Origin of the sequence: Sphingorhabdus sp., from assembly GCF_046596595.1 — a bacterium.
Taxonomy (GTDB): domain Bacteria; phylum Pseudomonadota; class Alphaproteobacteria; order Sphingomonadales; family Sphingomonadaceae; genus Sphingorhabdus_B.
Map to the genome: position 1 here is coordinate 24,629 of NZ_JBKJMB010000096.1, position 12,828 is coordinate 37,456.

Annotated in this window: 15 protein-coding genes; 7 read left to right on the plus strand and 8 right to left on the minus strand. The window is 55.9% G+C overall.

Translation table 11 applies throughout. From position 1 onward, the window contains the following. The first annotated feature begins 147 nt into the window (after positions 1 to 147). Genes ACLL9E_RS09850 through ACLL9E_RS09860 form a run of 3 tightly spaced genes read left to right on the plus strand, consistent with a single transcriptional unit; the run spans position 148 to position 2,890 of the window. On the plus strand, positions 148 to 909 hold the full coding sequence (locus tag ACLL9E_RS09850; RefSeq protein WP_411291561.1) for an SDR family NAD(P)-dependent oxidoreductase: 762 nt from the start codon (positions 148 to 150) through the stop codon (positions 907 to 909). Then, positions 906 to 1,703, plus strand: a complete 798-nt coding sequence (locus ACLL9E_RS09855) for an SDR family NAD(P)-dependent oxidoreductase (RefSeq protein WP_411291562.1) — start codon at positions 906 to 908, stop codon at positions 1,701 to 1,703. The genes ACLL9E_RS09850 and ACLL9E_RS09855 overlap by 4 nt, the downstream gene beginning before the upstream one ends. After that, positions 1,700 to 2,890, plus strand: coding sequence for a serine hydrolase domain-containing protein (locus ACLL9E_RS09860; protein WP_411291563.1), 1,191 nt, complete (start codon positions 1,700 to 1,702; stop codon positions 2,888 to 2,890). The genes ACLL9E_RS09855 and ACLL9E_RS09860 overlap by 4 nt, the downstream gene beginning before the upstream one ends. Positions 2,891 to 3,050: 160 nt before the next feature. Here the strand turns inward: ACLL9E_RS09860 and ACLL9E_RS09865 are convergent, their stop codons facing one another. From ACLL9E_RS09865 to ispG, 3 genes are read right to left on the minus strand one after another with little or no spacing between them, the layout of a single operon-like run. Next, positions 3,051 to 3,953, minus strand: a complete 903-nt coding sequence (locus ACLL9E_RS09865; RefSeq protein WP_411291564.1) for a DMT family transporter — start codon at positions 3,951 to 3,953, stop codon at positions 3,051 to 3,053. Between the two features lie 2 nt (positions 3,954 to 3,955). After that, on the minus strand, positions 3,956 to 4,441 hold the full coding sequence (locus ACLL9E_RS09870; protein WP_411291565.1) for a GNAT family N-acetyltransferase: 486 nt from the start codon (positions 4,439 to 4,441) through the stop codon (positions 3,956 to 3,958). Then, positions 4,438 to 5,577, minus strand: a complete 1,140-nt coding sequence (gene ispG, locus ACLL9E_RS09875) for a flavodoxin-dependent (E)-4-hydroxy-3-methylbut-2-enyl-diphosphate synthase (protein WP_411291594.1) — start codon at positions 5,575 to 5,577, stop codon at positions 4,438 to 4,440. The genes ACLL9E_RS09870 and ispG overlap by 4 nt, the downstream gene beginning before the upstream one ends. A gap of 145 nt (positions 5,578 to 5,722) precedes the next feature. Here ispG and ACLL9E_RS09880 point away from each other — a divergent pair, with 145 nt between their 5' ends. From ACLL9E_RS09880 to ACLL9E_RS09895, 4 genes are all read left to right on the plus strand, one after another. After that, positions 5,723 to 6,271 carry a phosphatase PAP2 family protein gene (locus ACLL9E_RS09880; protein WP_411291566.1) on the plus strand — a complete coding sequence of 183 codons (549 nt, stop codon included), beginning with the start codon at positions 5,723 to 5,725 and terminating at the stop codon, positions 6,269 to 6,271. A 112-nt stretch (positions 6,272 to 6,383) separates the two neighbouring features. Further along, a complete protein-coding gene (locus ACLL9E_RS09885) occupies positions 6,384 to 7,310 on the plus strand; it encodes an isoaspartyl peptidase/L-asparaginase family protein (protein ID WP_411291567.1) in 927 nt (308 codons plus the stop codon). Positions 7,311 to 7,501: 191 nt separating this feature from the next. After that, positions 7,502 to 7,945, plus strand: coding sequence for a hypothetical protein (locus ACLL9E_RS09890; RefSeq protein ID WP_411291568.1), 444 nt, complete (start codon positions 7,502 to 7,504; stop codon positions 7,943 to 7,945). 96 nt (positions 7,946 to 8,041) lie between these two features. After that, the gene (locus tag ACLL9E_RS09895) at positions 8,042 to 8,878 is read left to right on the plus strand and encodes a S1/P1 nuclease (protein WP_411291569.1); all 837 of its coding nucleotides are present in this window, start codon (positions 8,042 to 8,044) and stop codon (positions 8,876 to 8,878) included. Here the strand turns inward: ACLL9E_RS09895 and ACLL9E_RS09900 are convergent. The 5 genes from ACLL9E_RS09900 to ACLL9E_RS09920 form a co-directional block, all read right to left on the minus strand. Continuing rightward, entirely contained in the window at positions 8,875 to 9,144 is a 270-nt protein-coding gene (locus ACLL9E_RS09900) for a hypothetical protein (protein WP_411291570.1), read from the minus strand. The two genes, ACLL9E_RS09895 and ACLL9E_RS09900, sit on opposite strands and share 4 nt — an antisense overlap. Positions 9,145 to 9,161: 17 nt before the next feature. Then, on the minus strand, positions 9,162 to 9,500 hold the full coding sequence (locus ACLL9E_RS09905; protein WP_411291571.1) for a hypothetical protein: 339 nt from the start codon (positions 9,498 to 9,500) through the stop codon (positions 9,162 to 9,164). A gap of 1 nt (position 9,501) precedes the next feature. Beyond that, positions 9,502 to 9,702: a toxin-antitoxin system HicB family antitoxin gene (locus ACLL9E_RS09910; RefSeq protein ID WP_411291572.1), complete on the minus strand. Its 201-nt coding sequence runs from the start codon at positions 9,700 to 9,702 to the stop codon at positions 9,502 to 9,504. Between the two features lie 9 nt (positions 9,703 to 9,711). Next, the gene (locus ACLL9E_RS09915; protein ID WP_411291573.1) at positions 9,712 to 10,608 is read right to left on the minus strand and encodes an SPFH domain-containing protein; all 897 of its coding nucleotides are present in this window, start codon (positions 10,606 to 10,608) and stop codon (positions 9,712 to 9,714) included. A gap of 116 nt (positions 10,609 to 10,724) precedes the next feature. Beyond that, the gene (locus tag ACLL9E_RS09920) at positions 10,725 to 12,803 is read right to left on the minus strand and encodes a M3 family metallopeptidase (protein ID WP_411291574.1); all 2,079 of its coding nucleotides are present in this window, start codon (positions 12,801 to 12,803) and stop codon (positions 10,725 to 10,727) included. Between the last annotated feature and the right edge of the window lie 25 nt (positions 12,804 to 12,828).

Consider the following 12,828-nt stretch of genomic DNA (forward strand, 5'->3'; position numbering starts at 1 on the left):
AACTCCTCCCCGCTTGTGGGGAGGTGGCAGACCGCAGGGCTGACGGAGGGGGTTCTCCGACAGCATTACCTTAGAGTGGAGAACCCCCTCCCCCATCCTTCGGATGGTCCCCCTCCCCGCAAGCGGGGAGGAAACTGGAGAGAAAAAATGTCTTTATTCGATATGACCGGCAAGGTTGCCATCATCACAGGTTCGTCGCGTGGCATCGGGCAGGCGATTGCTGAGGAAATGGCGGGGCAAGGCGCAAAAGTTGCGATCTCCAGCCGGAATATCGAGGATTGTGAAAAGGTTGCCGCCGGAATCAATGCAAAGCATCCCGGATCGGCCATTGCAGTCGCCTCCAGCCTGTCATCCAAAGACAGTTTGCAAAACCTTGTCGATGAAACGCGCAAGGCATTCGGCCAGGTCGATGTGCTGGTGTGCAACGCGGCTTCCAACCCGCATTACGGGCCAATGGCGACAATCACTGACGAACAATTGCGCAAGACGCTCGACCACAATATCGTGTCGCAACATTGGTTGATCCAGATGGTCGCGCCTGAAATGATTGCCCGTAAATCAGGTTCGATCATCATTGTCTCGTCCATCGGTGGTTTGCGAGGATCACCGATACTGGGCGCTTATGCCATCACCAAAGCAGCGGATATCCAGATGACCAAGAATCTGGCGCGCGAATATGGACCGCATAATGTGCGGATAAATTCCATCGCGCCGGGCCTTGTAAAAACCGATTTTGCCAAGGCGTTGTGGGAGAACCCGGAAAATCTGAAGGCATCGACATCAGGCGCGGCATTGGGCCGTATTGGCGAACCACGCGAAATTGCCGGGGCTGCGGTGTTTCTCGGCTCTGACGCTTCAACGTTCATGACGGGGCAGACAATAGTGGTTGATGGAGGCGTCGTCGTATGACCGGAGCTTTAGTGGGCAAAGTTGCCATTATTACGGGCGCTGGTTCAGGCATTGGCCGCGCTTCGGCCATCCGCTTTGCGGCCGAAGGGGCAAAGGTCGTCTTGGGCGACATGGCGGCCTCAGTCCATGAAACCGCCGCATTAATCGGCGATGCCGCAACAGCCATTCAAATGGATGCGGGCGATGAAGCCGATGTCGCCGCGACTGTCGCAAAGGCGCTCGCGCTGCACGGCCATCTCGACATTGCCTTTGCCAACGCCGGGATCTCCGGCGGGATGGAAGGCATATTCGACAATACGGTGGAAAACTTCACCAGCGTCCTGCGCGTCAACCTTATTGGTCCATGGTTGATGGTCAAACATGCGGGCAAGGTCATGGCCGACGCAGGCAATGGCGGTTCCATCATCCTGACCGCGAGCGTCGCTGGCATTCGTTCGGGCGCGGGCGGCCCGCCTTATTCGGCGTCCAAAGCTGGCGTTATCAATCTGGCGCAAGTCAGCGCGCAGCAATTGTCGGGCACGAACGTGCGCTGCAACGCGATTTGCCCGGGCCTGACCGAAACCGGCATGACCAAGCCGACATTTGATTATGCCCGCGAAAAGGGCGTGACCGAGAAAATTGGACGGCTCAATCCGCTGCGCCGTGGTGCCCAGCCAGATGAGCTTGCCAATGTCGCGTTGTTCCTTGCAAGCGATCAATCCTCTTATGTCAACGGCCAGGCCATCGCCGTCGACGGCGGGCTATCAAGCTCGCACCCCGTAACCCGGCAATTGACAGGACAAACCGCAGTATGAGCGCCGAAGAACTAGGTTTTATTTCCGACCGGCTCGCCCGGATCCCGGCGTTTATTCAGGCGAACTATATCGATAATGGCAAGTTGCCGTTTGCCTCGCTCCTCATCGGGCGCGGTGACGATATTGCCTTGCAGTGGAATTCAGGCGTCGCCGAAGATGCAATCTTCCGCATTGCATCCATGACCAAGCCAATCACTTCGGTCGCGTTCATGCAATTGGTTGAGCAGGGCAAGGTCGCACTCACCGATCCGGTTGCGAAATATATTCCTGAATTTGCACAGCTTGGCGTTTTTGTCGCTGGAGGTGGCAATGTACCCTTTGTCTCACGACCACCGACAACGCCGATGCGCGTCGTCGACCTTATGCGCCACACCGCGGGTTTCACCTACAGCTTTCAGGAACGCGGCAATATCGACGCGGCCTACCGCAAGACCGATGTCGAAAGCTGGAGCAAAAGCACGTCGCAAAGCTTCATCGATACGCTGGCGCAAATCCCGTTGGAGTTCGACCCCGGCACGCAGTGGAATTATTCAGTGGCCACCGACATCGTCGGGATATTGGTGGAACGGATCAGCGGCCAGTCTTTGCCTGATTATTTCCAGACGCATATCTTCGCGCCATTGGGCATGACCGACACATTCTTCACTGTGCCAGCCGACAAAGCCCCGCGCATCCCCGAAGGCTTCGCCTTTGATCCTGCAAATAAGATGAAGCTTTTTGACAAGGCTGGCGCTGAGAGCGCCTGGACGAAGGGCTGGTCATTTAATTCGGGCGGTGGCGGTCTTGCGTCAAGTGTCGCGGACTACCACCGATTTTGCCGGATGCTGCTGAACGGCGGCGCGCTGGATGGCGTTCAGATCCTGAGCCCCAAGACAATTGAACTGATGACCGCGAACCATATTCCGGGCGGACAAGACCTTACACAAATGTCCAAATCATTGTTCAGCGAAGCCGAGATGGCTGGCATTGGCTTCGGCCTTGGCTTTGCCACCACCATCGACAGCGCAGCGACGCTTACGCCGTGTTCAACCGGTGATTTCTATTGGGGCGGCATGTATTCGACGGCCTTTTTCGTCGATCCGGTCGAGGACATCATCATGATTTTCATGACTCAGCTGATGCCGTCCAGCACCTACCCCGTGCGGCGCGAAATCAAGACGATGATCTATTCGGCACTGGCGGCGTAAGTAGGATAGGCACAAGCTTTGCTGAAACCGCCCCTGCCCCTTATCCGTTCGTCATCCTGAACTTGTTTCAGGATAATAAGCGGCGGTTCGTTATCCTGAAACAAGTTCAGGATGACGATGGCTGATTCAGGGTGACGGTATCGAGTTAGCGACCTGCAACCTAAACCGTCGCAATCTCCACCTGACTTACAGGCTCGGGCTTGGCGCGCGCGGCAATCAGGCTTCCGCAGACAATCAAGGCCGTACCCGCAAGCACTGGCAACGTCACTGGCTCAGCAAAGAACAGCCAGCCGAAAAACGCGGCCCAGACAAAGGCGGTATACTCAACCGGGATCAATATCTGCGCCTCCGCCCGCGCATAGGCCCAGCTGAGCAACAGCAACGAAATAATTGCCAAGGCCGCGGCGCCCCCGATCATGGGCGCATCCGTCACCCCAATTGGCTTCAAAAACCAGGGCGCAACAAGGCTCAGTGTTGCGGCGACGAACAAATTCTGGAAAAAAGCGATTTCGATTGGGCCAGCCACTTGCGCCTGTTTCCGCGCCAGGATCAAATTATACGCAAATACCACCGCTGAAAACAGAACTGCCGCTGCGCCCCACAGATGCCCGCTGGTGTAATGACCGCTCAACCGGCCAGCCATGATGATGACCACGCCGCCAAGCCCCGCCATCGATGCCCAGATGGCCTCACGGCCTATCGTTTCGTCCAACATCACAGCAGCAAGATAGAGTGCGATGACAGGCGCGATAAAACTGAGGCCAATCGCTTCTGCCAAGGGTAATTTGGTCAGCGACCAGAAGAAGCTGACCGCCATGACGGACACGATTATGCTGCGCCAGAGATGGATCTTCAAGATATGTGCGGGCGGCCATTTCTGCCGCGTGCCAACAAACAACAGCCCCATGAACAAAGCCCCGAGGCTGTTACGCCACATAACGGCGTTATAGGCACCAAGCGATAAAGCGAGGTCCTTCATCGCTGCATCCATTAAGGAGAAAGTACCGATGCCAGCCGCGGCAACCATGAACGGGACAAACGGACGCGGGTGAAGTTCAGCCATCTTCAGATATTTTTGGCCGCAAGACTGGACAGCGCCATGCCATCGACGCGGAAAATTGTCCATTCATCCATGGGTGTTGCGCCCAATGCCTTGTAAAAATCAATCGCTGGCGTGTTCCAGTCCAGAACCGACCATTCGAGACGGGCACAATCGCGCTCCACCGCAAGCGCCGCAAGTTTGCCAAGCAACGCCTTGCCAAGCCCCGACCCGCGCGCGTCGGGACGGACGAACAAATCTTCGAGATAGATGCCCGGGCGCCCCTCAAAAGTGGAGAAGTTGTGAAAGAACAAGGCGAAGCCCTGCGGCTCGCCATCAATCTCGCCAATCAGCACCTCGGCAAAAGGCCGCGTGCCAAACAGCTTTTGCGCCATCACGGCCTCATCGAAACGCACCGCATGCGCCAGCTTTTCATATTCCGCCAGGTCGCGGATAAACTGGCCGATAAGTGAAATGTCGGCTGCGGTTGCGAACCGAATCGTGAGGCTCAAGCCGCTTTCCCGTGCAGGGTGTCCATGCTGACACTTGAGCCTGCGTCGATCTCGGCAGCTTTGGCTTCAACCAAGCGCACGATGTGGCTTACCATATCGTCATTTTCGACATGGTGATCGGTGACGCCCGACAGATAGACCATGTGCTTGCCATTGCCGCCACCAGTGATGCCAATGTCGGTTTCGCGGGCTTCGCCCGGTCCGTTGACGACGCAGCCAAGGACCGAAAGCGACATCGGCGTCTTGATATGGCCAAGTGCTTCCTCAAGCTTTTGCACAGTGCGGATGACATCGAACCCCTGCCGCGCGCAGCTTGGGCAGCTTACAACGCGCACACCGCGGGTGCGCAGGCCCAAGGCTTTAAGGATTTCATAGCCGACGCGCACTTCTTCTTCAGGCTCAGCAGACAGGCTGACGCGGATGGTGTCGCCGATGCCAGCCCACAGCAGGTTGCCCATGCCAATCGACGATTTGACTGTTCCGCCAATAAGCCCGCCAGCCTCGGTAATGCCAAGATGCAACGGGCAGTCGACCGCGTCGGCCAACCCCATATAGGCGGCAACCGCGAGGAATACGTCTGATGCCTTTACCGCAACCTTGAATTCATGGAAATCATGGTCCTGCAGCAGCTTGATATGGTCCAGTGCGCTTTCAATCAGCGCCTCGGGGCAAGGCTCGCCGTATTTTTCCAGCAGGTCTTTTTCGAGACTTCCGGCATTTACACCGATGCGGATCGCACATCCATTTGCCTTGGCGGCGTTGACGACTTCTTTTACGCGCTCGGACGAGCCAATATTGCCGGGGTTGATCCGCAGACAGGCTGCGCCTGCGTCTGCTGCCTCAAGCGCGCGTTTGTAATGGAAATGGATATCCGCAACGATGGGCACATTGGCGGCGCGGACAATCTGTTTCAGCGCGGCAGTGCTCTCCACATCGGGGCAGGACACCCGAATGATATCGACGCCTGCATCTTCGCAGCGGCGGATCTGGTCAATGGTTGCGGCAGCATCGCTGGTCAGCGTGTTCGTCATCGTTTGCACCGAAATCGGCGCATTGCCGCCGACAGGGACATTACCAACCATGATCTGGCGGGACGGACGGCGCGCAATATCGCGCCATGGACGAATAGAAGACATTTTCGCGATATAGGCGGCTTGGCATTTTCCCGCAATCATCATCGTGTCCGCCTGCATGGACATAACCTTTATGTGGTATGGGCGGTTGGTCCACACGCGCCTAAGGCACCCATCGGGACGACTTGAGTCTTCAAAAGGACAATTTATGAAAAATCATATTATTCGGGCCTCGTGCGCTGTATTTCTGGTGTCAGCGCCAATGCAGGCGCAGGCGAAAAACGAAAAGGCATGGGCCACGGCAAGCGATGTTGGCGTTGCTGCACTCAGCATTGCTGCGATTGGTCTGCCCGTTGTGCAAGGCGACAAACAAGGCGCTTTTCAGGCAGCAGGATCACTTGGCGCGTCTGCCTTGGTCACCACGGGCCTAAAATACACATTCCCCGAACTGCGCCCCGATGGCAGCGACCGAAGAAGCTTCCCGTCGGGTCATACCAGCACGGCATTTGCCGCCGCCGCAACATTGTACAATCGTCAAGGCGCAGATATTGGTCTGCCCGCCATGATCGCGGCGAGCTTTGTTGGATTGGCCCGTGTTCAGGCCGACAAGCATTATTGGTATGATGTTGTCGTCGGCGCTGGCATTGGCACCGCATCAGGGTTTCTGATCACCAACAAGCGCAGCGAACGACAAGCGTTGGTTCTGCCTTGGGGTGACAGCAAAAGCGCTGGAGTCAGCGTCGCGATGCGCTTTTGAGTATCTTTGAGGGATAAGCATTTTCGCCATGTCATCTGGTTGCGTTTGATATTATCGGCAACGCTTCTTCCGTCGTGCAATGATGCGCGCCGGGTCATTGAAGGACACAGACATGGTCGAACCCAAATGGACGCTGCTCGTCCACGGTGGCGCAGGTAGCATGGTGCGTGGCAAGCTATCGCCCGAGCAGGATGCAGGGGCGCGCGCCGGGTTAGGCCATGCTTTGAATGCAGGCTCGGAGGTTCTTGCCAATAGCGGAAGTGCAATGGACGCGGTGTCCGCTGCTGTCATAAAGCTTGAGGATGATGCCCATTTCAACGCCGGGCATGGCGCGGTGTTTACCTTTGACGGCATCATCGAGCTCGACGCATCAATTATGGAGGGTGCAATGCGGCGCGCCGGCGCGGTCACCGGCGTGCGCCATACACGCAATCCGGTTCTGCTCGCCCGGGCGGTGATGGAACATAGCCCGCATGTCATGTTGTCACGCGAAGGTGCCGACGCATTCAGTCGCGAACAGGGAATTGAACAAGTCCATCCTGGCTATTTCGCAACGCCCGAACGCTGGCGCCAGTTGGAAGAGCTGAAGGCCAATAAGCTCGATTATTTCGATATCGATATGAAATATGGCACCGTTGGCGCGGTTGCAGTGGATGGCGACGGCAATGTCGCGGCGGCGACGTCGACAGGCGGCCTCACGGGCAAACGATGGGGCCGGATTGGCGATTCGCCTATCATCGGCGCTGGCAACTACGCCGACAACCGCGCGGCCGCTGTATCTGCAACCGGCGCGGGCGAGTATTTCATTCGCATCGGGGTGGCGCACGAAATCTGCGCGCGAATCCGCATGTTGGACGAGAATGCGGAGGCCGCCGCCAACCACGTCATTGCCGAGTTGGGGGAATTGGGCGGCACGGGCGGCGTGATAGTTGCAGCGCCTGACGGTAGCGCGATATTCAGCTTCAACACCCCCGGAATGTATCGTGGGAGAGCCACCCATGGAGGCGATCAATATATCGCCATTTATGGCGATGAGTGATTTGGTCTGGTACCAAAGCCATATGGCGAAAGTCATATAACTATCTGTTATTTATTTATATTTTGACTCTGTTTCTATTCAGGCGCACCTTCCCGTTACCTGTTCGCCTCAGCTTGAGGGTCGCCATAATGAGCGGCAGGGTTAGACGGATGGCCATTAGGCCAAGCCGGGAACCAACGGAGGAAAAAGTCATGAAGAAAACGATGCTGGCGGCCATGTTGGCCGTGCCATTTGTGGTTGCCCTTTCTGCGCCCGCAATGGCGCAAAATTACCCAATGACGTCAGGTGATTATGAAGAGGTTGGCATGATCGATGTCAGCGACGGCGGTGGTTATGAATATGCCACTTTTCTTGCAACCACGTGGAAAAAGAATCAGGAATTTGCCAAATCCAAAGGCTGGATTACCGGCTATCAGGTTTTGGCCAATGTCCACCCCCGCCCGGGTGAACCGGACCTTTATCTCGTCACGAGTTTTACCAGCCTGCCCGATGCGGCAGAAGAGGAAAAGCGTAACGCAGCCTATCGCGATTTTATGAAGCAAAGCGATGCTCAGATGGATGCGGCTTCAGGTGACCGTGCGAAGTACCGGACACTCATGGGGTCATTCATGCTCCGCCAATTGAATTTCAAATGAGCCATAGCGGCGGGCGCACACCTGCGCTCGCCGTTATTTTACATGCGGCTAACACGACGATATATTTTGCCATGAAAGCCACCTATGGCGGCGTTCATGAATCGCTTTCTCCTCGCATTCGTCTTATGCCTTGCCCCGGTTTTGCCAGCGCAAGCCTATTGGGAATATGGTCACGAAACCGTGGCTCAAATTGCCCAAGCCAACATGTCACCCATGGCGCGTGCGCATATGCAACGATTGCTCCGTGCCGCGCCCAATTTGGGCACGCCAACATGCCCGATGCAGAATATCGGCGATGTCAGCGTGTGGGCAGACTGCATCAAGCGCGATCGCGTGCGCTGGGGCTATACCAACAGCTGGCATTACCAGAATGTCGACATCTGCAAGCCGTTCGATCTGAAAAGCGCTTGCGCCGATGGCAATTGCGTTTCGGCACAAATTGACCGCAACTTTGCATTGTTGGCGAACAAGGCCCTGCCCGCGCATGTCCGCTTGGAAGCGTTGGCGTTTCTTGTGCATTTTGTCGGCGACATTCATCAGCCATTGCACGCTGGTGACCGGTCAGACCGCGGCGGCAACGACCTGAAAACCACTTATGGCATAATGCCTGGATATAATCTGCATTCGGTGTGGGACGGGCTTTTGGCAGACCGCGCAATTTCCGCTGCGCCTTCTATCGTCCGTGCCTTTTCTCCGGCGGAGAAAGCGGCTGTCGAACAAGGCAATGCGCAAAGCTGGAGCGAGGAGAATTGGGCGATATCAAAGAACGTCGCTTATCCGCGTGCATTGGACGGCGACCCATGCGGTGCCAAACCGACGATGCCAGTCATCATTGACGAGGCGGATGTTGCCGCATCACGCGCTGCGTTGCGCCAGCAAGTCGAACGCGGTGGTATTCGGCTGGCGCGATTGCTGGACGAGGCTTTAACCTAAGCGCCGAAATCGCCGCGCCATTTCCAGCCGCCCTCAGTGCGGTTGCGCACGATGACGACGAAAATTGCGGTGATAATGAGCATGAGCGCGACAGTTGCAATCTTGGGCATTGCGCTATTGCCGTCTGCGAACAGGCGCAAGCCAACCATGGCCAGAACATACACTGCCAAAACCGCCCAACCCTGCCATTTGAAGGGCAATCCTGCACCATAGCCGAAGCGTTTCGCGCGAAACCAAGGCCCTTTTTCCAAAAACCGGTGCAACATATTAAACTCTTCCGTCTTCAACGCCGCTTCTGCTTAGCGGCGCGTTCAATATCACGCTTGATTTGCAACAGATTATCTACGTCGATAATCTCACTGCGTGCCTTCATATAACGAAACATAGCGAGCCCCCACACGAGGGTAACAACTAGAAATGGCAGCAACAAAAATAGCAGGATTTTGCGGTCGTCCCATCCAGCTTCATCAGCAACTACGCTCGCCCAAACGAAGACGCCTGACGCGCAGAGCAGGGCAACTATCCAAACGCTAAATGCCAGCCAGCCCGCAGCGTTGCGCGGTACTATATTAACGCCTGATCCCGACCTATAATACACAAATGGCTTTTCTCTTTCTGACATCTCAGCTCTCCTTTGGTGGTCGCCCGCGCCTTGGCTTGTCAGTCACCGCCACCTTCACTCCGCGCTTTGCCAATGCCTCGCGTAACAAAACTTCGATTTGGGCATTAGCGCTTCGGAAATCGGCAGCCGCGCACCGTTCGATGCAGGCGAATAATGCCGGATCGAGACGGAGCGGGAAAGCTTTTTTGGAAGGCAGCGACATAGCGGTCGTCTAGTAAAGCGAACCAGTATTCACGACCGGCTGGGTATCGCGTTCACCGCACAGGACGACCATGAGGTTTGACACCATCGCGGCGCGGCGCTCGTCGTCCAGTTCGACGACATTTTTGGCAGACAACATTTCAAGCGCCATTTCAACCATGCCGACCGCGCCCTCGACTAAGGTCTTGCGCGCGGCAACAACGGCCTCGGCTTGCTGACGGCGCAACATGGCCCCAGCGATTTCCTGCGCATAGGCCAAATGGGTAAAGCCGCATTCGTCGACAGTGATACCAGCGACACGCAAGCGTTCCATCAACTCGAGGCGCAATTCGCCGCCGACCTGATCATGATTGCCGCGCAAGGTGACTTCCTGATGCGTGAAATCATCATAAGGGTAGCGCGCGCCGATGGTACGAACCGCGGCCTCGATTTGTGCAAGCACAAATGCCTTATAATCGTCGATATCGAACAACGCCTGCGCGGTATCGGTGACGCGCCATACGACTTGAGCTGCCATTTCAATCGGGTTGCCGCGCAGGTCGTTGACCTTGATCTTTTCCGAAATGAGGTTGTTGGCGCGCAGCGATATCTTTGACTTGCCCATCCATGGCCACGTCCAGCGCAGGCCCTCGTTGCGGTCTGTGCCCTTATAGGCTCCGAACAGGGTCAAAGCCGTGCCTTGGTTTGGCTGAAGCATATAAAATCCGATAGACACAAAGAGGAATAACGCGGTCGTGAAACCTATACCGATGACGTTTCCGGCAGAACCACCGCCGATCGCGTCTAACAATGCCCAAGCGAACCCGGCCATGCTCGCGAGCATGATAAAAAGCATAAGATAGCCGTTGAAGCTGCTGGCGGCAATTTCGCGACTTGCGGTCAGTGTATTACTCGATTCGTCAGTCATCACGATTTCCCCTGAAATTATGATATCATATTTATATCGTTTTTAGGGAAGGTCAATAAAAAAGGGGCTGCGCAGATTGTCGCCTGCACAGCCCCTGAATTGATTTAGCGGTCGCTTTATTCCCCCGTCGGAAATCCGCGCTTTTTCATGATATATTTCACGTCCGGGTCACGGCCACGGAAGGCGCGATAGGCTTCGAGCCGGTCGGTTTCATTGCCTGTCGCCAGCAACATCGAACGGAAACGCTCGGCGGTGGTCTTGTCCCACACATCGCCAGTTTCGGTAAACGCCGCCCACGTGTCTGCATCCATCGTTTCGGACCATAGATAGCTATAATAGCCTGCCGAGTAGCTATCGCTTGAAAACAGGTGATTGAACTGCGGCAAGCGGTGCCGCATCACCATTTCCTTAGGCATGCCAATTTCCGCGAGGGTTTCGCGTTCGAAGGCAGCAGGGTCGGCGACGGGTGTGCTTCGGTTGTGCAGCTTCATATCGAGAATCGCACTCGACAAATATTCGACCGTGGAGAAGCCTTGGTTAAAGGTATCGCTCGCCTCGATTTTCTGCACCAGAGCGGCGGGAATTGGTTCGCCGGTTTTATAATGCTTGGCGTAGGTGTTGAGGATATAGGGCGTCAGCAGCCAGTTTTCGTTTACTTGGCTTGGATATTCCACAAAATCGCGCGGCGTTCCGCCAAGGCCGGGCCAGGTAATGTCATAGTTGAGATAATGAATGGCATGACCGAATTCATGGAATAATGTCGTGGCGTCATCGATGCTGATCAACGTTGGCACGCCGTCGGCTCCGGGCACGAAATTGTTATTGTTCGATGCGAGCACGATGTCATTCTTGCCGCCCAGCTTGTGCTGGCTGCGATAGGTGGTCATCCAAGCGCCGGAACGCTTGCCGGCACGGGCGAAGTTGTCGAGATAGAACAGACCAATGACCTGCCCATCGCGCTTGACTTCAAACGTCCGCACCTTTGGCTCGAACACAGGAACCGTGCCGGTGTTTTCCGTAAAGCTCATGCCATAAAGCTTGCCAGCTGCATCGAACATTGCGGCGACCATATTATCCAGTTGGAAATAGGGCTTGATCGCCTCTTGATCGAGGTCATATTTCGCCTTGCGCACCTTTTCGGCGTAGAAACGATAGTCCCACGGCTCGATGGTGGTCTTGTCCGCGTTGGCAATGGCCTGCATGTCCGCAACTTCTTCTTTGACGCGCGCAACCGCTGCTGGCCAGACCTTCATCATCAGGTCCATCGCCTTGTCAGGGTCCTTCGCCATGGTGTCGGCCATTCGGTAATGGGCATGGGTCGGGAAACCCAGTATTTCGGCGCGCTGCTGACGCAATTTCAGGATCTCAGCGATGGTCGCATTGGTGTCATTAACGTTTTTATTGTCGCCGCGTTGGGTAAACGCCTGCCAGACCTTTTCGCGCAGGTCGCGCCGCGTGGAGTTTTCAAGGAATGGCTGCACAGCAGAGCGGGTGTTGACGACCGCCCATCCGCTTTTGCCTTTCGCTTTTGCCGCAGCTTGGAGCGACGCGACATAGCTTTCGGGCAATCCAGCCAGATCGGTTTCCTGACTAAACAGAATATAGGTTTCCTCATCCGCGAGGACTTTTTCCGAGAACGCTGAAAATTTCTTGGACAGATCGGTCTCGATGGCGATGACCTGTGCTTTCTTGGCCGCGTCAAGCAGCGCTCCATTGCGCACCAGGCCATCATAGGTCCGCTCCAACAGACGCATTTGCTTGGCATCGAGGGCAAGAGTCATGCGTTGGTCGTAAAGATATTTCACCCGCTGGAAATACCGGGCATCCAAAGACTGTTCGGAGAAAAACGCGCTGATTTTTGGCTCCCATTCCGCCTGAATCTTGCGCACTTCGGGGCTCGACAGGTTGGACGAATGCACACCCCAAATCGAAAACAGCCGACCAATTTTCTCGCCCGAAAGCTCGTTTGCCGTGATGGTGTTTTCAAAGGTGATGGCCTCGGGCTTTTCTAGCATCGCTTCAAACTCGGCCTCGGACGCATGCATTGCGGCCTGAAATGCAGATGGAAACTGCTTCACTTCGACCTTATCCCAGGGCGGAACACCATCATAGGGCCCAGTCCATTCCTGCAGCATCGCTGGCTCGCTTGCCAATTGGCCGGATTTCATTTCTTTCGCTTGTGCAACCGCAGTCATCGCAACTCCTGATAATAAAAGCGCC

Excerpts from the sequence above, each read along its gene's own strand:
- ACLL9E_RS09850 (WP_411291561.1), top strand. The coding sequence starts at position 148 with ATGTCTTTATTCGATATGACCGGCAAGGTTGCCATCATCACAGGTTCG.
- ACLL9E_RS09855 (WP_411291562.1), top strand. The coding sequence starts at position 906 with ATGACCGGAGCTTTAGTGGGCAAAGTTGCCATTATTACGGGCGCTGGT.
- ACLL9E_RS09860 (WP_411291563.1), top strand. The coding sequence starts at position 1,700 with ATGAGCGCCGAAGAACTAGGTTTTATTTCCGACCGGCTCGCCCGGATC.
- ACLL9E_RS09865 (WP_411291564.1), bottom strand. The coding sequence starts at position 3,953 with ATGGCTGAACTTCACCCGCGTCCGTTTGTCCCGTTCATGGTTGCCGCG.
- ispG (WP_411291594.1), bottom strand. The coding sequence starts at position 5,577 with ATGTCTTCTATTCGTCCATGGCGCGATATTGCGCGCCGTCCGTCCCGC.
- ACLL9E_RS09880 (WP_411291566.1), top strand. The coding sequence starts at position 5,723 with ATGAAAAATCATATTATTCGGGCCTCGTGCGCTGTATTTCTGGTGTCA.
- ACLL9E_RS09885 (WP_411291567.1), top strand. The coding sequence starts at position 6,384 with ATGGTCGAACCCAAATGGACGCTGCTCGTCCACGGTGGCGCAGGTAGC.
- ACLL9E_RS09890 (WP_411291568.1), top strand. The coding sequence starts at position 7,502 with ATGAAGAAAACGATGCTGGCGGCCATGTTGGCCGTGCCATTTGTGGTT.
- ACLL9E_RS09895 (WP_411291569.1), top strand. The coding sequence starts at position 8,042 with ATGAATCGCTTTCTCCTCGCATTCGTCTTATGCCTTGCCCCGGTTTTG.
- ACLL9E_RS09900 (WP_411291570.1), bottom strand. The coding sequence starts at position 9,144 with ATGTTGCACCGGTTTTTGGAAAAAGGGCCTTGGTTTCGCGCGAAACGC.
- ACLL9E_RS09905 (WP_411291571.1), bottom strand. The coding sequence starts at position 9,500 with ATGTCAGAAAGAGAAAAGCCATTTGTGTATTATAGGTCGGGATCAGGC.
- ACLL9E_RS09910 (WP_411291572.1), bottom strand. The coding sequence starts at position 9,702 with ATGTCGCTGCCTTCCAAAAAAGCTTTCCCGCTCCGTCTCGATCCGGCA.
- ACLL9E_RS09915 (WP_411291573.1), bottom strand. The coding sequence starts at position 10,608 with ATGACTGACGAATCGAGTAATACACTGACCGCAAGTCGCGAAATTGCC.
- ACLL9E_RS09920 (WP_411291574.1), bottom strand. The coding sequence starts at position 12,803 with ATGACTGCGGTTGCACAAGCGAAAGAAATGAAATCCGGCCAATTGGCA.